At 63.6% G+C, this 26,066-nt stretch carries 26 protein-coding genes; 9 read left to right on the forward strand and 17 right to left on the reverse strand.

What is annotated here, in order from left to right; all coding sequences use genetic code 11:
• Positions 1-6 precede the first annotated feature (6 nt).
• The 7 genes from MF6396_RS15050 to MF6396_RS15080 form a co-directional block, all read right to left on the reverse strand.
• Entirely contained in the window at positions 7-432 is a 426-nt protein-coding gene (locus tag MF6396_RS15050) for a GNAT family N-acetyltransferase (protein WP_043860862.1), read from the reverse strand.
• On the reverse strand, positions 425-1,591 hold the full coding sequence (locus MF6396_RS15055) for a ribosomal protein uL16 3-hydroxylase (RefSeq protein ID WP_078480763.1): 1,167 nt from the start codon (positions 1,589-1,591) through the stop codon (positions 425-427). The genes MF6396_RS15050 and MF6396_RS15055 overlap by 8 nt, the downstream gene beginning before the upstream one ends.
• An 80-nt stretch (positions 1,592-1,671) precedes the next feature.
• On the reverse strand, positions 1,672-3,042 hold the full coding sequence (gene purB, locus MF6396_RS15060) for an adenylosuccinate lyase (RefSeq protein ID WP_043860860.1): 1,371 nt from the start codon (positions 3,040-3,042) through the stop codon (positions 1,672-1,674).
• Positions 3,043-3,177: 135 nt separating this feature from the next.
• Positions 3,178-3,798: a high frequency lysogenization protein HflD gene (hflD, locus tag MF6396_RS15065; RefSeq protein ID WP_043860859.1), complete on the reverse strand. Its 621-nt coding sequence runs from the start codon at positions 3,796-3,798 to the stop codon at positions 3,178-3,180.
• On the reverse strand, positions 3,798-4,919 hold the full coding sequence (gene mnmA / locus MF6396_RS15070) for a tRNA 2-thiouridine(34) synthase MnmA (protein WP_058541215.1): 1,122 nt from the start codon (positions 4,917-4,919) through the stop codon (positions 3,798-3,800). The genes hflD and mnmA overlap by 1 nt, the downstream gene beginning before the upstream one ends.
• 73 nt (positions 4,920-4,992) lie before the next feature.
• Positions 4,993-5,433 (reverse strand): NUDIX hydrolase, encoded by a 441-nt coding sequence (locus tag MF6396_RS15075; RefSeq protein WP_078480764.1) that lies wholly within the window; start codon positions 5,431-5,433, stop codon positions 4,993-4,995.
• 162 nt (positions 5,434-5,595) lie between these two features.
• Positions 5,596-7,821: an NADP-dependent isocitrate dehydrogenase gene (locus tag MF6396_RS15080; protein ID WP_078480765.1), complete on the reverse strand. Its 2,226-nt coding sequence runs from the start codon at positions 7,819-7,821 to the stop codon at positions 5,596-5,598.
• Between the two features lie 418 nt (positions 7,822-8,239).
• On the opposite strand from MF6396_RS15080, the gene icd reads away from it, so the two are divergent.
• Positions 8,240-9,496: an NADP-dependent isocitrate dehydrogenase gene (gene icd, locus MF6396_RS15085; RefSeq protein WP_043860855.1), complete on the forward strand. Its 1,257-nt coding sequence runs from the start codon at positions 8,240-8,242 to the stop codon at positions 9,494-9,496.
• 61 nt (positions 9,497-9,557) lie between these two features.
• Here icd and cspD read toward each other — a convergent pair whose 3' ends face one another.
• Complete coding sequence (gene cspD / locus MF6396_RS15090; protein ID WP_058541364.1) at positions 9,558-9,812, reverse strand: cold shock domain-containing protein CspD; 255 nt, start codon at positions 9,810-9,812, stop codon at positions 9,558-9,560.
• A 228-nt stretch (positions 9,813-10,040) separates the two neighbouring features.
• Here cspD and clpS point away from each other — a divergent pair, with 228 nt between their 5' ends.
• Positions 10,041-10,403, forward strand: coding sequence for an ATP-dependent Clp protease adapter ClpS (gene clpS / locus MF6396_RS15095; RefSeq protein ID WP_043860853.1), 363 nt, complete (start codon positions 10,041-10,043; stop codon positions 10,401-10,403).
• Between the two features lie 30 nt (positions 10,404-10,433).
• Positions 10,434-12,704: an ATP-dependent Clp protease ATP-binding subunit ClpA gene (gene clpA / locus MF6396_RS15100; RefSeq protein ID WP_043860852.1), complete on the forward strand. Its 2,271-nt coding sequence runs from the start codon at positions 10,434-10,436 to the stop codon at positions 12,702-12,704.
• Positions 12,705-12,834: 130 nt separating this feature from the next.
• On the opposite strand, the gene infA is transcribed toward clpA, so the two are convergent.
• The 3 genes from infA to aat form a co-directional block, all read right to left on the reverse strand.
• Positions 12,835-13,053 carry a translation initiation factor IF-1 gene (gene infA / locus MF6396_RS15105; protein WP_002553999.1) on the reverse strand — a complete coding sequence of 73 codons (219 nt, stop codon included), beginning with the start codon at positions 13,051-13,053 and terminating at the stop codon, positions 12,835-12,837.
• A gap of 101 nt (positions 13,054-13,154) precedes the next feature.
• On the reverse strand, positions 13,155-13,862 hold the full coding sequence (locus MF6396_RS15110) for an arginyltransferase (RefSeq protein ID WP_043860851.1): 708 nt from the start codon (positions 13,860-13,862) through the stop codon (positions 13,155-13,157).
• 75 nt (positions 13,863-13,937) lie between these two features.
• Entirely contained in the window at positions 13,938-14,615 is a 678-nt protein-coding gene (gene aat / locus MF6396_RS15115; protein WP_043860850.1) for a leucyl/phenylalanyl-tRNA--protein transferase, read from the reverse strand.
• 341 nt (positions 14,616-14,956) lie between these two features.
• Here aat and ftsK point away from each other — a divergent pair, with 341 nt between their 5' ends.
• From ftsK to cysG, 6 genes are all read left to right on the forward strand, one after another.
• Entirely contained in the window at positions 14,957-17,362 is a 2,406-nt protein-coding gene (gene ftsK / locus MF6396_RS15120) for a DNA translocase FtsK (RefSeq protein WP_078480766.1), read from the forward strand.
• 65 nt (positions 17,363-17,427) lie between these two features.
• Entirely contained in the window at positions 17,428-18,051 is a 624-nt protein-coding gene (gene lolA, locus MF6396_RS15125; protein ID WP_043860848.1) for an outer membrane lipoprotein chaperone LolA, read from the forward strand.
• 19 nt (positions 18,052-18,070) lie between these two features.
• A complete protein-coding gene (locus MF6396_RS15130) occupies positions 18,071-19,396 on the forward strand; it encodes a replication-associated recombination protein A (protein WP_043860847.1) in 1,326 nt (441 codons plus the stop codon).
• Complete coding sequence (crcB, locus tag MF6396_RS15135; RefSeq protein ID WP_043860846.1) at positions 19,393-19,767, forward strand: fluoride efflux transporter CrcB; 375 nt, start codon at positions 19,393-19,395, stop codon at positions 19,765-19,767. The genes MF6396_RS15130 and crcB overlap by 4 nt, the downstream gene beginning before the upstream one ends.
• 17 nt (positions 19,768-19,784) lie before the next feature.
• Positions 19,785-21,065 carry a serine--tRNA ligase gene (serS, locus tag MF6396_RS15140; protein WP_043860845.1) on the forward strand — a complete coding sequence of 427 codons (1,281 nt, stop codon included), beginning with the start codon at positions 19,785-19,787 and terminating at the stop codon, positions 21,063-21,065.
• Entirely contained in the window at positions 21,066-22,451 is a 1,386-nt protein-coding gene (cysG, locus tag MF6396_RS15145; protein ID WP_043860844.1) for a siroheme synthase CysG, read from the forward strand. It begins immediately after the preceding gene.
• 92 nt (positions 22,452-22,543) lie between these two features.
• On the opposite strand, the gene MF6396_RS15150 is transcribed toward cysG, so the two are convergent.
• The 6 genes from MF6396_RS15150 to tusD all read right to left on the reverse strand — a co-directional run bounded on the left by MF6396_RS15150 (position 22,544) and on the right by tusD (position 25,993).
• Positions 22,544-23,512: a glutathione S-transferase family protein gene (locus tag MF6396_RS15150; RefSeq protein ID WP_078480768.1), complete on the reverse strand. Its 969-nt coding sequence runs from the start codon at positions 23,510-23,512 to the stop codon at positions 22,544-22,546.
• 108 nt (positions 23,513-23,620) lie between these two features.
• Positions 23,621-24,616, reverse strand: a complete 996-nt coding sequence (locus tag MF6396_RS15155; protein ID WP_078480769.1) for a glycosyl transferase family protein — start codon at positions 24,614-24,616, stop codon at positions 23,621-23,623.
• Positions 24,613-24,948, reverse strand: a complete 336-nt coding sequence (locus MF6396_RS15160; protein ID WP_043860841.1) for a TusE/DsrC/DsvC family sulfur relay protein — start codon at positions 24,946-24,948, stop codon at positions 24,613-24,615. The genes MF6396_RS15155 and MF6396_RS15160 overlap by 4 nt, the downstream gene beginning before the upstream one ends.
• Positions 24,945-25,241 (reverse strand): sulfurtransferase complex subunit TusB, encoded by a 297-nt coding sequence (gene tusB, locus MF6396_RS15165; RefSeq protein ID WP_058541209.1) that lies wholly within the window; start codon positions 25,239-25,241, stop codon positions 24,945-24,947. The genes MF6396_RS15160 and tusB overlap by 4 nt, the downstream gene beginning before the upstream one ends.
• The gene (gene tusC, locus MF6396_RS15170) at positions 25,241-25,600 is read right to left on the reverse strand and encodes a sulfurtransferase complex subunit TusC (RefSeq protein ID WP_078480771.1); all 360 of its coding nucleotides are present in this window, start codon (positions 25,598-25,600) and stop codon (positions 25,241-25,243) included. Before tusC ends, tusB begins: the two co-directional genes overlap by 1 nt.
• Positions 25,601-25,993, reverse strand: coding sequence for a sulfurtransferase complex subunit TusD (tusD, locus tag MF6396_RS15175; RefSeq protein WP_043860838.1), 393 nt, complete (start codon positions 25,991-25,993; stop codon positions 25,601-25,603).
• Positions 25,994-26,066 lie beyond the last annotated feature (73 nt).

Consider the following 26,066-nt stretch of genomic DNA (forward strand, 5'->3'; position numbering starts at 1 on the left):
TGGCGCTTACTGCGAGTCGCGCACCATGTCCACGTGCGGCAGGCCGGCCTCGAGGAACTCCTCGCTGACAACCTTGAAGCCCAGGCGCTCGTAGAACGCAGTGGCATGCACTTGTGCGGTGAGCTTCTGCTGGCGCAGATCGCGGTTCTGCGCCTCGGCGATGGCGGCCTGCATCAGTGCGTCACCCACCTTGAGCCCGCGCCAGTCCTTGAGCACCGACACGCGCCCGATCTGGCCATCCTGCAACAGGCGGGCGGTGCCGATGGCGTAGTCACCCTCAAAGGCCAGGAAGTGCACGGCGATGTTGTCGTCGGCATCCCACTCCAACTCTGGCGGCACGTTCTGCTCGGCAATGAACACCGATTCGCGGATACGGCGGATGTCGGCGTTGTCTTTCTGCCAATCGGCCAGGCGTACTTCGATCTTATTCATTGGCAAATCCCAGGCTTCCTTGCTTGACCAGTTCGCAGATCAGGGTAAGGCCATTTTCGTCGCCAAGCCATGGCGCGAGGTTTTCCACGTGCAGGGCGTCGGCGGCGCAGATCAGCTTGAGCAGGTCGCGCAGTTCGCCCGGCAGCAGGCGGTTCTGGCCGCTGGCGAACAGCAGCACGTTGTCGTCGACTTCCGACCAGGCCAGGCGCGCGCTCGGGTTGCGGATCAGGATCGCACCCTGTTCCAGGCTGTCGATCAGGTCTTCTTCGCTCAGTGCCTCGCCAGCCACCAGTTCCGGGTAGCGTGGTTCGGTCATGAACTGGCCGAACCAGGTCAGCAGCAGGCGCTCGTCGCTCATGTGCTCGGCCAGCAGGCCCTTGAGGCGGTCCAGGGCGTCGCGCTGGATCTGGTGCGGGTCGCTCACTGGCTGGGCGTCGGCGTCGGTGTAGCGCTCTTCGTCAGGCAGGAACTGGCTGAGGAAGTCGGTGAAGTGGGTCAGCACTTCGGCGGCGCTCGGCGCGCGGAAGCCGACCGAATAGGTCAGGCAGTCGTCTTCGGCCACACCGTAGTGGGCCAGGCGCGGTGGCAGGTAGAGCATGTCGCCCGGTTCCAGGGTCCACTCATCGGTCTGCTCGAAGTCGGCCAGGATGCGCAGGTCGGCGTGCTCGATCAGCGGGCTGTCGCTGTCGCACATCTGGCCGATCTTCCAGTTGCGCTTGCCCTGGCCTTGCAGCAGGAACACGTCGTAGTTGTCGAAGTGCGGGCCCACGCTGCCACCCGGGGCGGCGAAGCTGATCATCACGTCGTCGATGCGCCAGCTTGGCAGAAAGCGAAAGCTCTCCAGCAGCTCGCCCACTTCCGGCACGAACTGGTCGACGGCTTGTACCAGCAGGGTCCAGTCGCGCTCAGGCAGGGTGCTGAAGGTATCGTCGTCGAACGGGCCGCGGCGCAGTTCCCACGGGCGCTCGCCATGTTCGATGACCAGGCGCGATTCGACTTCCTCTTCCAGTGCCAGGCCGGCCAGTTCATCGGCATCGATCGGGCTTTCGAAATCAGGGAAGGCCTGGCGAACCAGCAGGGGCTTCTTCTGCCAGTAGTCGCGCAGGAATTCGCGGGCAGTCAGGCCGCCCAGCAGCTGAAGTGGGGTATCAGGATTCATGTGTAACCTATTGAAAAAAAGTAATTTTCTTTCAGCAATAAAAACGCCCGGCCAAGCCGGGCGTCAAAACGCGGGGGCAATCAGATGCGTTTGGCTTGTGCCGCGGCATTACCGATGTAGTTGGCCGGGGTCAGCTTCTTCAGCTCGGCGCGGGCTTCGGCCGGCATGTCCAGGCCATCGATGAAGGTTAACAGCGCTTCAGGGCTGATACCTTTGCCGCGGGTCAGCTCTTTGAGCTTCTCGTACGGGTTTTCGATGTCGTAGCGGCGCATCACGGTCTGGATCGGCTCGGCCAGGACTTCCCAGCAGGCGTCCAGGTCTTCGGCGATGCGGGCTTCGTTGATTTCCAGCTTGCTGATGCCCTTGAGGCTGGCCTCGTAGGCGATCACGCTGTGGGCGAAACCGACGCCCAGGTTGCGCAGCACGGTGGAGTCGGTCAGGTCGCGCTGCCAGCGCGAGATCGGCAGCTTGCTGGCCAGGTGCTGGAACAGCGCGTTGGCGATGCCCAGGTTGCCTTCGGAGTTCTCGAAGTCGATCGGGTTGACCTTGTGCGGCATGGTCGAGGAACCGATTTCGCCGGCAATGGTGCGCTGCTTGAAGTAGCCCAGCGAGATGTAGCCCCAGATATCGCGATCGAAGTCGATCAGGATGGTATTGAAGCGGGCGATCGCGTCGAACAGCTCGGCAATGTAGTCATGCGGTTCGATCTGGGTGGTGTAGGGGTTGAACACCAGGCCCAGCTCGTCTTCGATGAAGGCGCGGGCGTTGGCTTCCCAGTCGATCTGCGGGTAGGCCGACAGGTGGGCGTTGTAGTTGCCCACGGCGCCGTTGATCTTGCCCAGCAGCGGCACGGCGGCAACCTGGGCGATCTGGCGCTCCAGGCGGTACACCACGTTGGCCAGCTCTTTGCCCAGGGTAGTCGGCGAAGCCGGCTGGCCGTGGGTGCGCGACAGCATCGGTACGTCGGCGAAGCGGTGGGCCAGTTCGCGGATCGACTCGGCGATCTGGCGCATCAGCGGCAGCAGCACGCTGTCGCGGCCTTCGCGCAGCATCAGGCCGTGGGACAGGTTGTTGATGTCCTCGCTGGTGCAGGCGAAGTGGATGAACTCGCTGACCTTGGCCAGTTCCGGCAGCTGGGCGGCCTGCTCCTTGAGCAGGTACTCGATGGCCTTGACGTCGTGGTTGGTGGTGCGCTCGATCTCTTTGACGCGCTCGGCGTGCTCGAGGGCGAAGTCGTCGGCCAGGGCGTTGAGCACGGCGTTGGCTTCGGCGGAAAACGCTGGTACTTCAGCGATTTGCGGGTGGGCGGCCAGGCGCTGGAGCCAGCGGACCTCGACCAGGGCGCGGAAACGGATCAGGCCGTATTCGCTGAAGATGGGGCGCAGGGCCTGGGTTTTGCCGGCGTAGCGGCCGTCAACAGGGGAAACCGCAGTGAGCGAGGAAAGCTGCATGGGGTGTTCTCGGACAGTCGGGCAACGAAAAGGGCGCATATCATACATGAAAAACGCGCCCGGGTTTTGAGGGTGACAAAAGGTCTTTCGGGCCTTTTCGCTGGCAAGCCAGCGAAGGCCGCGACGCGGTCAGGGTCAGCCGCGCAGCATCGGGTACAGCTCCTTGAGCAGCTTGCGCCGGCTGATCACCAGCTGCCAGCGGTGCCCGCCCAGCTGGCGCCACAGGCGCGCAGCACGGATGCCGGCCAGCAGCAGGGCGCGGATCTTCGAGGCATTGTTGGGCTGCTGCAGGTTGCGCATGTCGCCATGCACCTGGATACGCTGGCGCAGGGTGCTCAGGGTGTCCTGGTAGAGGGCGCCGCACGAAGCGATCACGTTTTCATGCACCAGGCCGAAATGATCGGCCTGGGACTGGATCTGCGGCAGGCGCTTGCCGATGGTGTCGAGCATGTCGCCACGCTTGGCCAGCTGGCGCTCCAGGCCCAGCATCGACAAGGCGTAGCGCAGCGGCTCGCGCTGCAGGCTGGCAGGGTCGCGCTCCAGCGCGCTGGCCAGGGCGCGGTAGCCATCCTTGAGGTTCAGGTCGTCACCGCCGAACACCTCCAGGGTGTCCTTGGGGTCGCGTACCAGCAGGCTGCCGAGCATGCAGCCCAGGTCGGCCTCGCTGGCCTGGCCCGTGCGGGCGATTCGGTCGACCAGCACGGCGGCCTGGAATACCCCGCCCAGAGCGACCAGTTGTTCTTGCATCTGGTTCATCAGCGGCTGCTCCAGGGCTCGGCCACTTCGATCACACCGCCCCCCAGGCATACCTCACCGTCATAGAACACCACCGACTGGCCCGGCGTCACGGCGCGCTGCGGCTCGTCGAAAACGGCGCGGTAGCCGCTTGCGGTGCGTTCCAGGGTGCACGCCTGGTCGCTCTGGCGGTAGCGCACCTTGGCCGTCAGCTGGCGCGGGCTGGAGAGGTCGACGGGGTTGACCCAGAAGATCTCCGAGGCGAGCAGGGCGCGGGAGAACAGCCACGGGTGCTCGTTGCCCTGGCCGACCACCAGCACGTTGCGGCTGAGGTCTTTCTCCAGCACGTACCACGGCTCGTCGCTGGCATCCTTGAGGCCGCCGATGCCAAGGCCCTGACGCTGGCCGATGGTGTGGTACATCAGGCCGTGGTGCTGGCCGATGACTTCACCCTCGGTGGTCTGGATTTCACCGGGCTGCGCCGGCAGGTACTGCTTGAGAAAATCGCTGAAACGGCGCTCGCCGATAAAGCAGATACCGGTGGAGTCCTTCTTCTTGGCCGTGGCCAGGCCGTGTTTTTCGGCGATGGCGCGCACCTCGGGCTTTTCCAGTTCGCCCACCGGGAACAGCGTGCGGGCGATCTGCTCGCCGCCGACGGCGTGCAGGAAGTAGCTCTGGTCCTTGTTCGGGTCCAGGCCCTTGAGCAGCTCGGTACGCCCGTCGATGTCGCGGCGGCGCACATAGTGGCCGGTGGCGATCAGGTCGGCACCGAGCATCAGGGCGTAGTCGAGGAACGCCTTGAACTTGATTTCGCGGTTGCACAGGATGTCCGGGTTCGGCGTGCGCCCGGCCTTGTACTCTTCCAGGAAGTGCTCGAACACGTGGTCCCAGTACTCGGCGGCAAAGTTGGCAGTGTGCAGCTTGATGCCGATGCGGTCGCACACGGCCTGGGCATCGGCCAGGTCTTCGCGGGCGGTGCAGTATTCGGTGCCGTCGTCCTCTTCCCAGTTCTTCATGAACAGGCCTTCCACCTGGTAGCCCTGCTCGATCAGCAGGAGGGCGGAGACGGAAGAGTCCACGCCGCCGGACATGCCGACGATGACGCGTGTCTTTTCGGGTTCGTAGAGTGCTGGACTGGTCATAGGTACCGGCTGTGTATCTGGAAAAAGACGTCGATTCTATCAGGCTGCGCCGCGCAAGGCGAAAGCCGCGGCTTCAATTGCGGATCAGGCTCAGGCTGTGCAGCGGGCCGGCCAGGTAGTCATCGATGCATTGCGGCACCAGCTCGCTGCGCCAGCGCTCGGGGGCGGCCAGCAGTTCGTCGCGGGTGAGCCAGGTGGCGCGCACGATGTCGGTGTCCAGGGCGCGTTCGGGGTGGTGACGAAGCGGGCGGGCAGCGAAGCAGATGCGCTGGTAGGTCACGCCGTTGCTGGGGGCGGTATAGAGGTAGATGCCGACGATGCCGGTAAGCTCGACGTCCCAGGCGGTTTCTTCGAGGGTCTCGCGCAGGGCGGCTTCGAGCAGGGTTTCGTTGGCTTCGAGGTGGCCGGCGGGCTGGTTGAAGACGTGCCGGCCGGCCTTGAATTCCTCGACCAGCAGGAAGCGGCCGTTGTCTTCGACGATGGTGGCGACGGTGATGTGGGGTTGCCAGGTCATGCGGGTGCCTTCGTAGTGGGGTGGCGTGCCTCTTCGCCGGCAAGGCCGGCTCCTACAAAGGGCTGTAGGAGCCGGCCTTGCCGGCGAAGAGGGCGCCGCCGATGTCCAGAAAGCACAAACCCCGGTGCGTGGCCGGGGTCTGTGTGTCAGCTCAAGCCAACCTTACAGCGCAGCAACCGCGTTGTTGAAGGTCTGGCTCGGGCGCATTGCCTTGGCGGTCAGCTCGGCATCGGGGTAGTAGTAACCACCGATTTCAACCGGCTTGCCCTGGACTGCGTTGAGCTCGGCGACGATGGTCGCTTCGTTCTCGGTCAGTGCCTTGGCCAGCGGTGCGAAGCGTGCTTGCAGCGCCGCGTCATCGGTCTGTGCAGCCAGTGCCTGGGCCCAGTACAGGGTCAGGTAGAAGTGGCTGCCACGGTTGTCGATGCTGCCAACCTTGCGTGCAGGGGACTTGTTGTTGTCCAGGAACTGGCCGGTGGCCTGGTCCAGGGTGGCAGCCAGTACCTTGGCCTTGGGGTTGGCGTAGGCGGTGCTCAGGTGCTCGAGCGAAGCTGCCAGCGCCAGGAACTCGCCCAGCGAATCCCAGCGCAGGAAGTTTTCTTCCACCAGCTGTTGCACGTGCTTGGGTGCCGAACCGCCGGCGCCGGTTTCGAACAGGCCGCCGTTGTTCATCAGCGGCACGATCGACAGCATCTTGGCGCTGGTGCCCAGTTCCATGATCGGGAACAGGTCGGTCAGGTAGTCACGCAGCACGTTGCCGGTGACCGAGATGGTGTCTTCGCCGGCACGGATGCGCTGCAGCGAAACCTTCATGGCCTCGACAGGCGACAGGACACGGATGTCCAGGCCGGTGGTGTCGTGGTCTTTCAGGTACTTCTGGACCTTCTCGATCAGCACGCCGTCGTGGGCGCGTTGCGGGTCGAGCCAGAAGATCGCCGGGGTGGCGCTGGCGCGGGCACGGTTGACGGCCAGCTTGACCCAGTCCTGGATCGGCGCGTCCTTGGTCTGGCACATGCGGAAGATGTCGCCGGCTTCGACGTCCTGGGACAGCAGCAGGTTGCCCTTGCCGTCGACGACGCGGATCACGCCATCAGCCTTGGCCTGGAAGGTCTTGTCGTGGGAGCCGTACTCTTCGGCCTTCTGTGCCATCAGGCCGACGTTCGGCACGCTGCCCATGGTGGTAGGGTCGAAGGCGCCGTGTTGCTTGCAGTCTTCGATCGCCGCCTGGTAGATGGTGGCGTAGCAGCGATCCGGGATCACTGCCTTGGTGTCCTGCAGCTGGCCTTCGGTGTTCCACATCTTGCCCGAGTCGCGGATCATCGCCGGCATCGAGGCGTCGACGATGACGTCGCTCGGCACGTGCAGGTTGGTGATGCCCTTGTCGGAGTTGACCATGGCCAGCGCCGGGCGCACGGCATACACGGCCTGCACGTCGGCTTCGATCTGGGCCTGCTGTTCGGCTGGCAGGTCCTTGATGCGGGCGTACAGGTCGCCGATGCCGTTGTTCAGGTTGAAGCCGACCTGCTCCAGTACGGCGGCGTGCTTGGTCAGCGCGTCCTTGTAGTACTCGGCGACGATCTGGCCGAACATGATCGGGTCGGAGACCTTCATCATGGTGGCTTTCAGGTGAACCGACAGCAGTACGCCCTGGGCCTTGGCTTCTTCGATCTGGGCAGCGATGAAGCTGCGCAGGGCCTTGGTGCTGAGCACGGCGCAGTCGACGATTTCGCCGGCCTTGACCGCGGTTTTCTCTTTCAGGACGGTGGTCGAACCGTCCTTGGCCAGCAGTTCGATGCGCAGGCTGTCATCGGCTTCGATCAGCGCGGCTTTTTCGCTGCCGTAGAAGTCGCCGTTGTCCATGTGTGCGACGTGCGACTTGGAGTCGGCTGCCCAGGCGCCCATCTTGTGCGGGTGCTTGCGGGCGTAGTTCTTGACCGACAGCGGTGCGCGGCGGTCGGAGTTGCCTTCGCGCAGTACCGGGTTCACGGCGCTGCCCTTGATGCGGTCGTAGCGGGCGCGGGCTTCTTTTTCCGCGTCGGTGCTGACGGTGTCCGGGTAGTCCGGGATGTTGAAGCCCTTGGCTTGCAGTTCCTTGATCGCGGCCTTCAGCTGCGGTACCGAGGCGCTGATGTTCGGCAGCTTGATGATGTTGGCTTCAGGCGTGGTTGCCAGTTGGCCCAGTTCTGCCAGGTGGTCGGCCACTTGCTTGTCGGCGCCGAGCTGTTCAGGGAAGGCAGAGAGGATACGGCCAGCGAGCGAGATGTCACGGGTTTCGACGGCGATGTCGGCAGTGGCGGTGAACGCTTCGACGATGGGCAGCAGTGAGTAGGTGGCGAGGGCGGGGGCTTCGTCGGTGAAGGTGTAGATGATCTTGGATCGGGTGGGCATATTCGGGTTAACTCTCTGTTTTGCTGAGCGTGCGCGGAATCTCGAGGGGTGCGCAGGATAGGCGCTTCGCTCAAGCGGATCCATGAGCAGAAAGTCGAGGATTCCGGGCTGTGATGGTGGGTTGCATCAGTCGAGTGTCAAACGGCTGAACTGCGGTAACAGCCCAGTCTTGTCGGGGCCGGACGTCTCTATTCGGACCGGTCGCCCCCAGTGACCCTTTGGTCACCGGCGGAGTATATCAAACCCTTGGTCGTAATCATCAAGGTCAACATGTCGGATGGCCACTTTTAGACCAAAGACGTAGAGCGTTTTGCGCTGGTATGACGGTTTTTTCGGCGAGGTTTGCGTCTGCGTTCAACTGGGTTAGGCTCTGGGGATTGCATGAAGTCCTATCAACCAGAAAAAAGCGGAGTGCAGCATGGGATACCAGAAAATCAAGGTTCCGGCAGTCGGTGACAAAATCACCGTCAACGCAGACCATTCTCTCAATGTTCCCGACAATCCGATCATCCCCTTCATTGAAGGTGACGGTATTGGCGTCGATGTCAGCCCGGTGATGATCAAGGTGGTCGATGCTGCAGTCGAAAAGGCCTATGGCGGCAAGCGCAAGATCTCCTGGATGGAGGTATACGCCGGCGAGAAGGCCACCCAGGTCTACGACCAGGACACCTGGCTGCCCCAGGAAACCCTGGATGCGGTGAAAGACTACGTGGTGTCGATCAAGGGCCCGCTGACCACCCCGGTCGGCGGTGGCATCCGTTCGCTGAACGTCGCCCTGCGCCAGCAACTGGACCTGTACGTGTGCCTGCGTCCGGTGGTGTGGTTCGAGGGTGTGCCCAGCCCGGTGAAAAAACCTGGTGACGTCGACATGGTGATCTTTCGCGAGAACTCCGAGGACATCTATGCCGGCATCGAGTGGAAGGCCGGTTCGCCCGAGGCGAACAAGGTCATCAAGTTCCTCAAGGAGGAAATGGGTGTCACCAAGATCCGCTTCGACCAGGATTGCGGCATCGGCATCAAGCCGGTTTCCAAGGAAGGCACCCAGCGCCTGGTGCGCAAGGCCCTGCAGTACGTGGTGGATAACGACCGCGAGTCGCTGACCATCGTGCACAAGGGCAACATCATGAAGTTCACCGAGGGGGCCTTCAAGGACTGGGGCTACGAGGTGGCCAAGAACGAATTCGGCGCCGAGCTGCTCGATGGCGGCCCGTGGATGAAATTCAAGAACCCCAAGACCGGGCGTGAAGTGATCGTCAAGGACGCCATTGCCGACGCCATGCTCCAGCAGATCCTGCTGCGTCCGGCCGAGTACGACGTGATCGCCACCCTCAACTTGAACGGTGACTACCTGTCCGACGCCCTGGCGGCGGAGGTGGGCGGTATCGGTATCGCGCCGGGTGCCAACCTGTCGGACACCGTGGCCATGTTCGAGGCCACCCACGGCACGGCGCCCAAGTACGCCGGCAAGGATCAGGTCAACCCTGGTTCGGTGATCCTGTCGGCCGAGATGATGCTGCGTCACCTGGGCTGGACAGAGGCGGCGGACCTGATCATCAAGGGCACCAACGGGGCTATCAAGGCCAAGACCGTGACCTACGACTTCGAACGCCTGATGGAAGGTGCGACGCTGGTGTCGAGCTCGGGCTTCGGTGAGGCGCTGATCAAGCACATGTAAGCGGGCAGCAAAAGGCCGGCCTGTCCGAGAGGGCAGGCCGGCCCTGGTGTTCCTGGGGTGTTCAGGCGTCGATCGTGGTCGCGCTGCCGGCGGGCTCGCTCTGGGCGCTGGTGACGACGGGTCTTATGTTCTGCGCATGAAACCCCTTGGGTGCCTGAATGATATCGAATGTGACGACTTGTCCGGCCTTCAGGGTCTTGTAACCTTCCATGTTAATGGCAGAGAAGTGGGCAAACAGGTCCTCATCCTTGCCATCCTCGTTGATGAATCCGAATCCCTTGGCATTGTTGAACCACTTGACTTTGCCGGTTGCCATCCTCATATCCCTCTGCAAAGGACTCCATCACTGGAGTATCATCCACTCCATCCGCCTATGAACCTGCGAAAATTCTGGTTGACTGCGCGGATCTTTATCGACCACGGTGGGCTCTTATTGGTTGTAACACCGATTTGCCGATAGTCAAGGTCAGGCGACGGCCGTTCCGGCGTGTGGCCAGGCGGTCCACATTCAACCTTAACCTGTCGAAATGATGAATTTCTTTCCATGCATGCACATAGCCAGATTCGACTAACATTCAATCAGGATCGCCCGCAGCAGGATGAGGACGATGGCTCTGGTCTGGCGGTACAGGAAGCCAAGCCCGCGCTGCAGGCACCACCGATGTACAAGGTGGTTTTGTTCAACGATGACTACACACCGATGGATTTCGTCGTCGAAGTGCTCGAGGTGTTTTTTAACCTGAATCGCGAGCTGGCGACCAAGGTCATGCTGGCCGTCCATACAGAAGGGCGGGCAGTGTGCGGATTGTTTACCCGCGACATCGCCGAGACCAAGGCCATGCAGGTCAACCAATACGCCCGGGAAAGCCAGCATCCGCTACTCTGTGAAATCGAGAAGGACGGTTAATCGCCGACCACTTGGGTATGAGGTGAAGCTATGTTAAACCGCGAGCTCGAAGTCACCCTCAATCTGGCCTTCAAGGAGGCCCGTTCGAAGCGTCATGAGTTCATGACCGTCGAACACCTTCTGCTGGCGCTTTTGGATAATGAGGCCGCCGCAACCGTTTTGCGTGCCTGTGGAGCCAACCTCGACAAGCTCAAGCACGACCTGCAGGAGTTCATCGACTCCACCACGCCACTGATCCCCGTGCATGATGAAGACCGCGAGACCCAGCCAACCCTGGGCTTCCAGCGGGTGCTTCAGCGTGCCGTGTTCCATGTACAGAGCTCGGGTAAACGTGAAGTCACCGGCGCCAATGTGCTGGTGGCGATCTTCAGCGAGCAGGAAAGCCAGGCGGTGTTCCTGCTCAAACAGCAAAGTGTCGCGCGAATCGACGTGGTCAACTACATCGCTCACGGTATCTCCAAGGTGCCGGGCCATGGCGAACACCAGGACGGCGAGCAGGACATGCAGGACGAAGACGGCGGCGAAGCCTCGTCCTCGAGCAATCCGCTGGATGCCTATGCCAGCAACCTCAACGAACTGGCACGCCAGGGGCGTATCGACCCGCTGGTGGGGCGCGAGACCGAGGTCGAGCGCGTGGCGCAGATCCTTGCGCGTCGGCGCAAGAACAACCCGCTGCTGGTGGGCGAGGCCGGGGTGGGCAAGACCGCCATCGCCGAAGGCCTGGCCAAGCGTATCGTCGACGGTCAGGTGCCTGACCTGCTGGCCCAGAGCGTGGTCTATTCGCTGGACCTGGGCGCCTTGCTGGCCGGTACCAAGTACCGTGGCGACTTCGAGAAGCGCTTCAAGGCGCTGCTCGGCGAACTGCGCAAGCGTCCGCAGGCGATCCTGTTCATCGACGAAATCCACACCATCATCGGCGCCGGTGCGGCATCGGGCGGGGTGATGGATGCGTCCAACCTGCTCAAGCCGCTGCTGTCTTCGGGCGATATCCGTTGCATCGGCTCGACTACGTTCCAGGAGTTCCGCGGCATCTTCGAGAAGGACCGGGCCCTGGCGCGGCGCTTCCAGAAGGTGGATGTCAGCGAGCCGTCGGTGGAAGACACCATCGGCATCCTGCGCGGCCTCAAGGGGCGTTTCGAATCCCATCACAGCATCGAGTACAGCGATGAGTCGCTGCGTGCCGCAGCGGAGCTTGCAGCGCGCTACATCAATGACCGTCACATGCCAGACAAGGCCATCGACGTGATCGACGAGGCGGGGGCGTACCAGCGCCTGCAGCCGGTAGAGAAGCGCGTCAAGCGCATCGATGTGCAGCAGGTGGAAGACATCGTCGCCAAGATTGCGCGCATTCCGCCAAAGCACGTCACCAGTTCCGACAAGGAGCTGCTGCGCAACCTGGAGCGCGACCTGAAGCTGACCGTGTTTGGCCAGGATGCTGCGATCGATTCGCTGGCCACCGCCATCAAGCTGTCGCGTGCGGGCCTGAAGGCGCCGGACAAGCCGGTGGGCTCGTTCCTGTTTGCAGGCCCTACCGGGGTCGGCAAGACCGAGGCGGCGCGTCAGCTGGCCAAGGCGCTGGGGGTCGAGCTGGTGCGTTTCGACATGTCCGAGTACATGGAGCGTCACACCGTGTCGCGCCTGATCGGTGCGCCTCCGGGCTATGTCGGTTTCGACCAGGGCGGCCTGTTGACCGAAGCCATCACCAAGCAGCCACATTGCGTGCTGCTGCTCGATGAAATCGAGAAGGCTCACCCGGAAGTCTTCAACCTGCTGCTGCAGGTGATGGACCACGGTACCCTGACCGACAACAACGGGCGCAAGGCGGACTTTCGCAACGTCATCGTGATCATGACCACCAACGCCGGCGCCGAGACTGCGGCACGGGCCTCGATCGGGTTTACCCATCAGGACCACTCGTCCGACGCGATGGAAGTGATCAAGAAGAGCTTCACGCCGGAGTTCCGCAACCGCCTGGACACCATCATCCAGTTTGGTCGCCTGAGCCACGAAGTGATCAAGAGCGTGGTCGACAAGTTCCTCACCGAACTGCAGGCCCAGCTGGAAGACAAGCGCGTACTGCTGGAGGTGTCGGATGCTGCTCGCAGCTACCTGGCAGCCGGTGGCTACGATGCGCAGATGGGTGCGCGGCCCATGGCGCGGCTTATCCAGGACAAGATCAAGCGGCCGCTGGCCGAAGAGATCCTGTTTGGCGAGCTGGCCGAGCATGGCGGCGTGGTGCACATCGACCTGCGCGATGGCGAGCTGGTGTTCGACTTCGAGACCACGGCCGAGATGGCCTGATCGCGTTCGCCGGCACGACCGGCTCCTGCGGGGTGATGCTGCCCTGGTAGGAGTCGGCCTTGCCGGCCAGGCTTTTCAGGCAGGCACGCAAAAACGCCCGGCACTGGCCGGGCGTTCTTGTGTGTAGCGTTTAGCGGGCGCGGTAGGTGATGCGCCCTTTGCTCAGGTCATAAGGCGTCAGTTCGACGCGGACCTTGTCGCCGGTGAGAATACGGATGTAGTTCTTGCGCATCTTGCCGGAGATATGCGCGGTAACGACGTGCCCATTTTCCAACTCCACGCGGAACATGGTGTTGGGCAGGGTGTCGACGACAGTGCCTTCCATTTCGAAGCTGTCTTCTTTCGACATGCAGTAAAGCCCTCGGTGTCCAGTTGCCGGCCCGGTGCAACTGCGCCAGGCTAAAAAGTGGCGTGCATTGTGCCCGAAAAATGGGGTTCAAGCCAAGGGTTTCAGTTAAGCGTGACCCATCGTTGATTGATCAGCAGCTCGATGGGGCGGTACTGGGTCTTGTAATTCATCTTTTTGCAGTTCTTGATCCAGTACCCGAGATAGACCGCTTCAAGCCCCAGGCGCAGGGTTTCGCTGATCTGCCAGAGGATCGCGAAACGTCCCAGGCTGCGCCGTTCTTCCTGGGGTTCGTAGAAGGTGTACACCGCCGATACGCCGTTGGGCAGCAGGTCGGTGACCGCCACCGCCAGCAGCTTGCCGTCCAGGCGAAACTCGTAGAAGCGTGAAAACGGCAGGTCGCGGACCAGGAAGGTGGAGAACTGGTCGCGGCTGGGCGGGTACATGTCGCCGTCGGCATGGCGCTGCTCGATGTAGCGGCGGTACAGCTCGAAGTATTCTTCGTTGAACCGAGGGCGTGCGGGGGTCACCACCAGGTCGGCGTTGCGCTTGATGATGCGCTTCTGCTGGCGATTGGGCGTAAAGCGAGCCGCCGGGATGCGCGCAGGTACGCACGCATTGCAGTTCTGGCAATGCGGGCGGTACAGGTGGTCGCCGCTACGACGAAAGCCCATTTCCGACAGGTCTGCGTAGACGTTGGCGTCCATTGGCTGGCTCGGGTCGAGAAACAGCGTGGTGGCTTGCTCGTCTGGCAGGTAGCTGCAGGCATGGGGTTGAGTGGCATAAAACTTCAACCGCGCCAGCTCTGTCATGATCAACCCCTCGGGAGGTGCGTTTGGATTAAGTGTAAGCCAGCTGTGAAAACTCGCCTAGCAAACGCCAGGACGTCAGGCCCAGCTGACGTTGGCCGGCTGGTCGAGGTAGTTGCGCAGGTACTCGGCAAAGGCGCTGCGGGCGATGGCGCGGGCGCCGAGGCTGTGCAGGTGGTTCGTGGGCATCTGGCAGTCGATGAGCACGAAGCCGGCCGCCTTGAGGTGTTCGACCAGGTGCACGAAGCCCACCTTGGAGGCGTTGTCGGCGCGGCTGAACATCGATTCGCCAAAGAACAGGCGGCCCATGGCCAGGCCGTAGAGCCCGCCCACCAGCTCGCCGTTTTCGCGCACTTCCACCGAGTGGGCGAAGCCCTGCTGGTGCAGCGTGAGGTAGGCAGCTTGCATGGGGGCGGTGATCCAGGTGCCGTCGGCATAGTCGCGAGGCGCCGCACAGGCACTGATCACGCTGGCAAAGTCCTGGTCGAAGCTGACCTGATAGCGGCCCTGGCGGATGACCTTGCGCAGCGAGCGCGACACGTGCAGCTCGTCCGGGAACAACACGGTGCGCGGGTCGGGCGACCACCACAGGATCGGCTGGCCGTCCTGGTACCAGGGGAAGCAGCCATGGCGATAGGCCTGCACCAGGCGCTCGGCACTCAGGTCGCCGCCGGCGGCGAGCAGGCCGTTGGGTTCGTGCAGGGCCTTTTCCAGGGGCGGGAAGTCCAGGTTGTTGCGGCTCAGCCAGGTCAGCATTGAGGTGGGTCGCCGTGCGGTGGAGGAGGGGAGGGGAAGGATCGCCGCAAAAGGCTTCGTCGGCAAGGCCGGCGCCTGCCGTTGCCCCGCCGGCGTTGGCGGGCGGCGCAACTTAACCTGCACTATGCTGTCCCAACTACGCAAAAACCCCGCATAAGCCTTTGTCACAAAAGAGAATGCGTGCTCAAATTGCCGTATAGGAAATTGGCCCCCGTTTACGCCTCGTTCCGGCGTGCCGTCATGGCGGCAGGCGGGCAGTAATGTTAAAAGTAGTGGTTTGTTGACCCGGTCGCCCGGTCAACCCCTGTTGGACGCGCATTGAGCGCAGGAATAGACGCGTTTTGAAGAAATCCACCGCAACACCCAACCCCGAGCCGATCTGGCGCCAGCAGCTGCACTACCGGCTCAAGGAAGGTGCGCTGATCGCCATGGGCGCGCTGTGCCTGTACCTGTGGATGGCCCTGCTCACCTACGACCAGGCCGACCCGGGCTTCAGCCATACCAGCAATGTCGAGCAGGTGCAGAACGCCGCCGGTCGCGCCGGGGCGTTCTTTGCCGACGTGTTGTTCATGGTGCTGGGCTATTTCGCCTATATCTTCCCGTTGCTGCTGGCGATCAAGACCTGGCAGATCTTCCGCGAACGTCATCAGCCCTGGCAGTGGAGCGGCTGGCTGTTCTCCTGGCGTTTGATCGGCCTGGTGTTCCTGGTGCTGTCGGGCGCCGCGCTGGCGCATATCCATTTCCATTCGGCCCCGAGCCTGCCGGCCTCGGCGGGCGGCGCGCTGGGCGAAAGTCTGGGTGACCTGGCCAAGAACGCGCTGAACGTGCAGGGCAGCACCCTGATGTTCATCGCGCTGTTCCTGTTCGGCCTGACCGTGTTCACCGACCTGTCGTGGTTCAAGGTGATGGACATCACCGGCAAGATCACCCTCGACCTGTTCGAACTGTTCCAGGGGGCGGCCAACCGCTGGTGGGCCGGGCGCAACGAGCGCAAGCGCCTGGTTGCCCAACTGCGTGAAGTCGACGAGCAGGTGCACGACGTGGTGGCGCCTGTGGTGCCCGACCGCCGCGAGCAGCTCAAGGCCAAGGAACGCATCATCGAGCGCGATACCACGCTGAGCAAGCATGTGGCCGAGCGCGAGCAGCATGTGCCACCGGTGATCATGCCGGCGCCGGCCAAGGCGCCAGAGCCGAGCAAGCGCGTGCAGAAGGAAAAGCAGGCGCCGTTGTTCGTCGACAGCGCCATCGAAGGCACGCTGCCACCGATTTCGATTCTCGACCCGGCCGAGAAGAAGAAGGTCAACTATTCGCCAGAGTCCCTGGCGGGCGTGGGCCATCTGCTGGAAATCAAGCTCAAGGAGTTCGGGGTTGAAGTGTCGGTGGACTCGATCCACCCCGGCCCGGTGATCACCCGCTACGAAATCCAGCCGGCCGCCGGGGTCAAGGTCAGCCGCATCGCCAACCTGGCCAAGGACCTGGCGCGCTCGCTGGCGGTAACCAGCGTGCGCGTGGTCGAAGTGATCCCGGGCAAGACCACGGTGGGTATCGAGATCCCCAACGAAGACCGCCAGATCGTGCGCTTCTCCGAGGTGCTGTCGTCGCCGCAGTATGACGAGGCCAAGTCGCCTGTGACCATGGCCCTGGGGCACGATATCGGCGGCAAGCCGGTGATCACCGACCTGGCCAAGATGCCGCACCTGCTGGTGGCCGGTACCACAGGTTCCGGTAAATCGGTGGGCGTGAACGCGATGATCCTGTCGATCCTGTTCAAGTCCGGCCCCGAAGACGCCAAATTGATCATGATCGACCCGAAGATGCTCGAGCTGTCGATCTACGAAGGCATCCCGCACCTGCTGTGCCCGGTGGTCACCGACATGAAGGACGCCGCCAATGCCCTGCGCTGGAGCGTGGCCGAGATGGAGCGCCGCTACAAGCTGATGGCGGCCATGGGCGTGCGCAACCTGGCCGGCTTCAACCGCAAGATCAAGGACGCCGAAGAAGCGGGCGAGCCGATCTACGACCCGATGTTCAAGCGCGAAAGCATGGATGACGTGCCGCCGCTGCTCAAGACCCTGCCGACCATCGTGGTGGTGGTGGACGAATTCGCCGACATGATGATGATCGTCGGCAAGAAGGTCGAAGAACTGATCGCCCGTATCGCACAGAAGGCGCGGGCTGCCGGTATCCACCTGATCCTGGCCACCCAGCGTCCGTCGGTGGACGTGATCACCGGCCTGATCAAGGCCAACATCCCGACGCGCATGGCGTTCCAGGTATCGAGCAAGATCGACTCGCGTACCATCATCGACCAGGGCGGCGCCGAACAGCTGCTGGGCCATGGCGACATGCTGTACATGCCGCCGGGCACCAGCCTGCCGATTCGCGTGCACGGCGCCTTCGTGTCCGACGAAGAGGTTCACCGCGTGGTCGAGGCCTGGAAGCTGCGCGGCGCCCCTGACTACAACGACGACATCCTCAGTGGTGTCGAAGAGGCCGGCAGCGGCTTCGATGGGGGCGGTGGTGGTGGCGGTGACGATGACGCCGAAACCGACGCGCTGTACGACGAGGCCGTGCAGTTCGTGCTCGAAAGCCGTCGTGCCTCCATTTCCGCGGTACAGCGCAAGCTCAAGATCGGCTACAACCGCGCCGCCCGCATGATCGAGGCGATGGAAATGGCCGGTGTGGTCACTGCCATGAACACCAACGGTTCGCGTGAAGTGATTGCGCCCGGACCGATGCGCGACTGATGATTCCTTATCTGCCGGCGGCCATTGACGGACGCCGGCCCACCCCTACTGCAACGAGGATTTCCATGCGCCTGATTCGCATGCTGTTGGTTTCCGCCATGGCCCTGTCCAGCGCTTCGGTTTTCGCCGCAGAGGCGGACGTCAAAAGCCTGACCCAATTGCTGGAGACGTCCAAGACCATTTCTGCCGGTTTCTCGCAACTGACCCTCGATGGCAGCGGCACCCAGTTGCAGGAAACCACCGGTCAGATGGCGGTACAGCGCCCTGGCCTGTTCTACTGGCACACCGATGCGCCTGCCGAGCAGGTGGTGGTGTCGGACGGCAAGAAGGTGACCCTGTGGGACCCGGACCTGGAGCAGGCGACCATCAAGAAGCTCGACGAGCGTCTGACCGAAACGCCGGCCTTGCTGTTGTCGGGTGATATCTCGAAAATCAGCCAGAGCTTCGATATCACCTCCAAGCAACAGGGTGACGTGATCGATTTCACGCTCAAGCCCAAAACCAAGGACACCCTGTTCGACTCGCTGCGCCTGTCCTTCCGCAAGGGGCTGGTGAACGATATGCAACTGATCGACAGCGTCGGCCAGCGCACCAATATCCTGTTCAGCGGGGTCAAGGCCAATGAGCCGATCCCGGCGAGCAAATTCAAGTTCGTCGTGCCTGAAGGCGCCGACGTGATTCAAGAGTAAAGAGGTCAAGCCCGCGTCCATGGACCTGTTTCGAAGTGACCCTGTTGCCCAGCCCTTGGCCGCGCGCCTGCGCCCGGCCAACCTGGACGAATACGTCGGCCAGCAGCACCTGCTGGCGCGCGGCAAGCCGCTGCGCGAGGCACTGGAGCAGGGCGCGCTGCACTCGATGATCTTCTGGGGCCCGCCCGGGGTGGGCAAGACCACCCTGGCGCGTTTGCTGGCACAGTTCTGCGAGGCGCACTTCGAGACCGTCTCGGCCGTACTGGCCGGGGTCAAGGAGATCCGCCAGGCGGTGGAGATCGCCAAGCAGCAGGCCGCCCAGTACGGGCGGCGCACCATCCTGTTCGTCGACGAAGTGCACCGCTTCAACAAGTCGCAGCAGGACGCCTTTCTGCCGTATGTGGAAGACGGCACGCTGATCTTCATCGGCGCCACCACCGAAAACCCCTCGTTCGAACTCAACAACGCCCTGCTGTCGCGGGCGCGTGTGTATGTGCTCAAGAGCCTGGACGAAGCCGCGTTGCACCGCCTGGTGGAGCGCGCACTGACCGAGGAGCGCGGCCTGGGCAAGCGCAACCTGAGCCTGGGCGACGAAGCCTTCAAGATGCTGCTGGCTGCCGCCGATGGCGATGGCCGGCGCCTGCTCAACCTGCTGGAGAATGCCTCGGACCTGGCCGAAGACGGCAGCGAGATCGGGGTGGAGCTGCTGCAAAGCCTGCTCGGTGATACCCGTCGACGTTTCGACAAGGGCGGCGAGGCCTTCTACGACCAGATTTCCGCATTGCACAAGTCGGTGCGCGGCTCCAACCCCGATGGGGCGCTGTACTGGTTCGCGCGCATGCTCGATGGCGGCTGCGACCCGTTGTACCTGGCGCGGCGCGTGGTGCGCATGGCCAGCGAAGACATCGGCAACGCCGACCCGCGTGCGCTGAGCCTGTGTCTGGCCGCGTGGGACGTGCAGGAGCGCCTGGGCAGCCCCGAGGGCGAGCTGGCGGTGGCCCAGGCCATTACGTACCTGGCCTGTGCGCCCAAGAGCAACGCGGTGTACATGGGCTTCAAGACCGCCCTGCGCGAAGCCGCCGAGCATGGTTCGCTGGAAGTGCCGCTGCACCTGCGCAACGCACCCACCAAGCTGATGAAGCAGCTGGGCTACGGCGACGAGTACCGTTATGCCCACGACGAGCCCGATGCCTATGCGGCGGGCGAAGACTACTTTCCCGATGACCTCGCGCCGCGCCAGTACTACCAGCCGGTGCCTCGCGGCCTGGAACTGAAGATCGGCGAGAAGCTGCGCCACCTGGCCGAACTCGATCGCCTGAGCCCGCGCCAGCGGAGGAAGCCATGATTGCCCTGGTGGCCGCAGTCAGCGCCGGGGGCATTGCCGGCACGCTGCTGCGCTTTGCCGCGGGAAATTGGGTCAATGCCCACTGGCCACGCCACTTCTATCTCGGTACGCTGGCGGTCAACCTGATTGGCTGCCTGCTGATCGGCTTGCTCTACGGGTTGTTTCTGCATCGCCCGCTGGTGCCGGTCGAGCTGCGCGCAGGCCTGATCGTCGGCTTCCTTGGCGGCCTGACGACCTTTTCATCCTTTTCCATGGACACCGTACGCCTGCTCGAAAGCGGGCAAGCGCCCCTGGCGTTCGGCTATGCCAGCCTCAGTGTAGTGGGTGGCCTGCTCGCCACCTGGGCCGGTTTGTCCTTGACCAAATTCTGAACCAGCGAGAAAACGATATGCTCGATTCCCAACTGTTACGCGGCCAACTTCAGGAAGTGGCGGATCGCCTGGCTTCCCGTGGCTTCAGCCTGGATGTCGCGCGCATCGAAGCACTTGAAGAGCGCCGCAAGTCTGTGCAGACCCGCACCGAACAGCTGCAGGCCGAGCGTAACGCCCGTTCCAAATCCATCGGCCAGGCCAAGGCCAAGGGTGAGGACATTGCCCCGCTGATGGCCGACGTCGAGCGCATGGCCAACGAACTGGCTGCCGGCAAGGTGGAGCTGGAAGGTATCCGCGAAGAGCTGGACGCTATCCTGCTGACCATCCCCAACCTGCCGGACGCCAGCGTACCGGTGGGCGCCGATGAAGACGACAACGTCGAAGTGCGCCGCTGGGGCACCCCGCGCAGCTTCGATTTTGCGATCCAGGACCACGTCGCCCTGGGCGAGCGCAACGGCTACCTCGACTTCGAGACCGCAGCCAAGCTGTCGGGCGCGCGGTTTGCCCTGCTGCGCGGCCCGATCGCCCGTCTGCACCGTGCCCTGGCGCAGTTCATGATCAACCTGCACACCGCCGAGCATGGCTACGAGGAAGCCTACACCCCGTACCTGGTACAGGCCCCGGCGCTGCAAGGCACCGGCCAGCTGCCCAAGTTCGAGGAAGACCTGTTCAAGATCAGCCGCGAAGGCGAGGCCGACTTCTACCTGATCCCGACGGCCGAAGTGTCGCTGACCAACATCGTGGCCGGCGAAATCGTCGATGCCAAGCAACTGCCGATCAAGTTCGTCGCCCACACCCCGTGCTTTCGTAGCGAAGCCGGTGCGTCGGGTCGCGACACCCGCGGCATGATCCGCCAGCACCAGTTCGACAAGGTCGAGATGGTCCAGGTGGTCGAGCCGGGCAAGTCGATGGAAGCCCTCGAAGGCCTGACTGCCAACGCCGAGCGTGTGCTGCAACTGCTGGAGCTGCCTTACCGCGTACTGTCGCTGTGCACCGGCGACATGGGCTTCAGTGCCGTGAAGACCTACGACCTGGAAGTGTGGGTGCCGAGCCAGGACAAGTACCGCGAAATTTCCTCGTGCTCCAACTGCGGCGACTTCCAGGCGCGCCGCATGCAGGCCCGCTGGCGCAACCCGGAAACCGGCAAGCCGGAGCTGGTGCACACCCTCAACGGCTCGGGCCTGGCTGTAGGCCGTACCCTGGTGGCAGTGCTGGAGAACTACCAGCAGGCTGATGGCAGCATCCGTGTACCGGACGTGCTCAAGCCTTACATGGGTGGCCTGGAGATCATCGGTTAAATGGAGTTCCTGCCGCTGTTCCACAACCTGCGGGGCAGCCAGGTGCTGGTCGTGGGTGGAGGCGAGATTGCCCTGCGCAAGTCTCGCCTGCTGGCCGATGCAGGTGCCGTGCTGCGGGTGGTTGCCCCTGAAATCGAGGGGCAACTGGCCGAACTGGCACGCTCCAGTGGCGGCCAGACCCTGGCCCGCGGCTATCACGAAAGCGACCTCGACGGTTGCCAGCTGATCATCGCCGCCACCGACGACCAGGCGCTCAACGCCCAGGTATCGGCCGATGCGCGCCAGCGCTGTGTGCCGGTCAACGTGGTGGATGCGCCGGCCTTGTGCACGGTGATCTTCCCGGCGATCGTCGACCGTTCGCCACTGGTGGTGGCAGTGTCCAGCGGCGGCGATGCGCCGGTGCTGGCACGCCTGATCCGCGCCAAGCTGGAAACCTGGATTCCTGCCGCCTATGGCGAACTGGCCGGCCTGGCCGCGCGCTTTCGCCATAGGGTCAAGGAACTGTACCCCGACGTGAACCAGCGTCGTGGGTTCTGGGAAGACGTGTTCCAGGGCCCGATTGCCGAGCGCCAGCTGGCCGGGCAGGGCGCCGAAGCCGAACGCCTGCTGCAGGCCAAGGTGGATGGCGCGCTGCCGCAGACCTCGGGCGAGGTGTACCTGGTGGGGGCGGGGCCGGGTGATCCGGACTTGCTGACCTTCCGTGCGCTGCGCCTGATGCAGCAGGCCGATGTGGTGCTGTACGACCGCCTGGTGGCGCCCGCCATCATCGAGTTGTGCCGGCGCGACGCCGAGCGCATCTACGTGGGCAAGCGCCGCGCCGATCACAGCGTACCGCAGGACCAGATCAACCAGCTGCTGGTGACCCTGGCAAAGCAAGGCAAGCGCGTGCTGCGCCTCAAGGGCGGCGATCCGTTCATCTTCGGCCGGGGTGGCGAGGAGATCGAAGAGCTGGCCGAGCATGGCATACCCTTCCAGGTGGTGCCGGGCATCACTGCGGCCAGCGGCTGTTCGGCGTATGCCGGCATACCGCTGACCCACCGCGATTATGCCCAGTCGGTGCGCTTCGTGACCGGTCACCTCAAGGACGGTACCAGCAACCTGCCGTGGAATGACCTGGTGGCGCCTGCGCAGACCCTGGTGTTCTACATGGGGCTGGTGGGCTTGCCGACCATCTGTGCCGAGCTGATTCGTCACGGCCGTGCGGCTAGTACGCCGGCGGCGCTGGTGCAGCAGGGCACTACCACCAACCAGCGGGTGTTTACCGGCACCCTGGCCGACCTGCCGCAACTGGTGGCGGAGCACGAAGTGCATGCGCCGACGCTGGTGATCGTGGGCGAGGTGGTGCAGCTTCGCGAGAAGCTGGCGTGGTTCGAAGGGGCTCAGTAACAACAGCTTCGCCAGCAAGGCTGGCTCCTGCAGGTTCACGCGACCCACTGCAGGAGCCAGCCTTGCTGGCGAAGGGGCCCTTCAACCCCTGATCAAAAACTGGTCTTGTCCCAAATCCCCCGGCCCACCAGCCGCTCCCGATCGTGTCGCGCCGCAAAGTCCTGCAATGGCCCCTTGGGCACGATCCCGTTCGGGTTGATGGTTTTGTGGCTCATGTAATAGTGATGCTGGATATGCTCCATGTTCACCGTCTCGGCCACTCCCGGCCACTGGTACAGCTCTCTCAGCCAGTTCGACAGGTTCGGATAATCGGCGATGCGCCGCAGGTTGCACTTGAAGTGCCCCTGATACACCGCATCGAACCGAACCAGCGTGGTGAACAGCCGCCAGTCAGCTTCGGTCAGGTACTCGCCGGCCAGGTAGCGCTGGTCGTTCAGTAGCTTTTCCAGTGCATCCAGCTCGGCAAACAGCTCGTCGAACGCCTGCTCGTAGGCTTTTTGCGTAGTCGCAAAGCCTGCGCGGTACACGCCGTTGTTCACGGCAGGGTAGATCCGCTCGTTCAGTGCATCGATGCTCGCGCGCAGCGGCTCGGGGTAAAGGTCCAGGCGATTGCTGGTCAGCCCGTCGAAGGCGGTGTTGAAGATACGGATGATCTCTGCCGACTCGTTGTTGACGATGCGTTGTTCCTGCTTGTCCCACAGCACCGGCACCGTGACCCGGCCGGTGTAATGCGGGTCGTCGCGGGTGTAGCGCTGATGCAGGAATTCAAGCTGGTCGAGCTTGTCGCCCGTCGAACCCAGAGCTGTGTCGAAGGTCCAGCCGTTCTCGCCCATCAGCCAGCTGACCACCGACACGTCGATCAGCTTGTCCAGGCCCTTGAGCGTGCGAAAGATCAGCGTGCGGTGCGCCCAGGGGCAGGCCAGCGACACATACAGGTGATAGCGCCCGGTGTCGGCTGCGGGCAGCTGATTGCGCCGCTGCGCGTTCTCGCGCTGGAAGGTGCCGTCTTTGCTGCTTTCATACCACTGGTCATGCCAGCGGCCATCGATCAACAGGCCCATGGTGGTCTCCTTGGCGATTCGTTCAACTTGGAGCCCAGTGTACGGGCTCAAGTTCGAACCAATGGCGCAAAGCATCGGCCTGTTTGATCGAAAACCCCGATCAGTCGCCTAGCTCAGGCGTTGATCCCACCAGTGCTGCGCCTGCGTGAAGGCGTCCTCTCGGGTTTGCCCCAAGCCGCGTAGCGCCAGCGCCATGCTCGATACAAGAGCCAGTTCACCGTAGCTGTTGCGGGCCTCGCCGCGCCATACTGCCAGCAGGTGCTGCAGGTCGAGGCTGGCTGGCTTCACATGGCGCTGGGCCGACAGCTGCGGCCATTCTTCATCCCAGTCTTGGCCATGGGCAGTGCCGTACAGGTGGCTGGTGGCATCCGGATTGATCTCGATCTCACCGCCGTCACCCTTGACCACAATCGCCGTATCGCCCAGCAGCCGACTGGCTTCGCGGTGTACGGCCTGGTAGCCGGGGTGGAAGATGCTCTGCAGGCCGCACCGCGCCCCCAGCGGGTTGAGCACCCGTGCCAGGGAGTGAATGGGCGAGCGCAGCCCCAGGGTGTTGCGCAGGTCGATCATGTGCTGCAGGCGCGGCGCCCAGTCCTGCAGGGGGATGAACGCGATGCAGTGCTCGTCCAGGGCACTGGCGACGCTGGCCCAGTCGCGGCACAGCGGGATCTGCACCTGTTCCAGCACCTGCTCGGTATACAGGCGCCCGGCGGTGTGAGCGCCGCCGCCGTGCAGCAGGATGCGCACGCCGTTTTTCGCAAGGCACTTGGCCGCCAGCAGAAACCACGGCAGGTGGCGCTTCTTGCCCGCATAGCTCGGCCAGTCCAGGTCGACCGCGATGGGCGGTGCCTGTACACGCTGGCGCACGGCTTCGGTGAAGCCGGCCAGCTCCTCGGGGCTCTCCTCCTTGTGACGCAGCAGCATCAGGAAGGCGCCCAGCTGCGTCTGCTCGACCTTGCCGTCCAGCAGCATGCCCATGGCCTCGCGGGCTTCTTCCCGGGTCAGGCCGCGGGCGCCGCGTTTGCCTTTGCCCAAAATGCGCACGAACTGGGCGAAGGGGTGTTCGGCGGGCGTTTCGAGGGTGAGCGGGGTAGGGGCAGTCATATGCAGTTGGTCGGCTTTGGCAGGCCCGCGAGCTTCGCGGCAAGTTTGGCGGGGGTGCCGTTGAACAGGCGGTTCAGGTGCAGGCTGTTGCCTTTGTCCGGGCCCAGCTTCAAGGCGGTGTACTTGATCAGCGGGCGCGTGGCCGGCGACAGCTCGAACTCCTGGTAGAACTGGCGCAGCAGCTCCAGTACCTCCCAGTGTTCGGGAGTCAGTTCCAGGCCTTCGCGCTCGGCCAGGGCTTGTGCCACGGGCTTTGACCAGTCCTTCAGGTCGACCAGGAAGCCGTCCTTGTCCAGGGCGATGTCGCGGTTGTCGAGGCTCAGGGTGCTCATAGCCAGCTGTTGACCTTGTCGTGGTCCAGCGACAGCTGCACGAACGCCGGGTAGTCGATGGCCCGGGCCGCGTCGCTGGAGATGCCGCGGGCTTGCAGGTCTTCTTCCAGCGCAAACAGCCTTGCGCCCAGGTTGGCGTGCTCCAGCGCCTTCAGCGGCTCGCTGCCGGGCTGCAGCGCATACACTGCGTCGCCGCACAGCAGCAGGCCGTCGTTGCTGCCCAGCAGGCGCAGACAACTGCTCAGGCGATTATCGCCGAAGGGCGAGTGGGAAATGACGTGCAGGGTGCTCATCAGAGGGTTACCACCTGGTCAAAACGGTTGATCAGGGCTGCCAGTGCAGCGTCGTCGAGTACCTCGACGTCCAGTGTCAGGTGTTCAGCGTCCAGGCCGCGCTCGAGCAGGCTGCGGGCGTCGGCGAACAGGGCCTCCACGCCGAACATCGGCAGCGCCTGGAGGTTGGCCGCCAGGTTCTTCTGTTGCAGCTGTGCCGGTTGCTGTGCAGGTGCCAGCTGAAACACGCCGTCATCCAGAAACAGCATGCCCAGCGGCAAGTCGAAGGCGCCGCCGGCCAGGGCGATATCCAGTGCCTCGCGGGCCGACGGGCCGGCCCAGGGGGCCTGGCGGCTGATAATCAGCAATGACTTGGCCATTCAATCGCCTCCAAAGCAGACCAGGCGGTCGGCGGTTTGTGCAGCCTCGTGCAACTGACCCAGGCCCGACAGTTCCCACGGCGCGGGCAGGTTCACGGCAGGGCGCTGATAACGCTGGGCTTCTTCGGCGTTCAACACGCCACGGCGCAGGGCGGCGGCGATGCACACCACCGCATCGAGCTGGTGCTCGGTGACGAAGGCACGCCATTGCGCCGGCACGTCCAGCTCATCCTGCGGCGCGACCACGTTGGCCGAGGCGCTGTGCACGCCATCCTGATAGAAAAACAGCCGCACGATCTCGTGCCCGCTGGCCAGGGCAGCCTGGGCGAACAGCAGTGCACGGCGCGAGGAGGGCGCATGGCCGGGGGAAAATACCGCGAGGGCGAACTTCATGGCAGGCTCTGTCAGCAAAACTGCGCCCATGATAAAGCAAAAAGCCCGCGCCTTGTGGGCGCGGGCCTGGTTG

Origin of the sequence: Pseudomonas sp. MF6396, assembly GCF_002018915.1 — a bacterium.
Classification (GTDB): domain Bacteria; phylum Pseudomonadota; class Gammaproteobacteria; order Pseudomonadales; family Pseudomonadaceae; genus Aquipseudomonas; species Aquipseudomonas palmensis.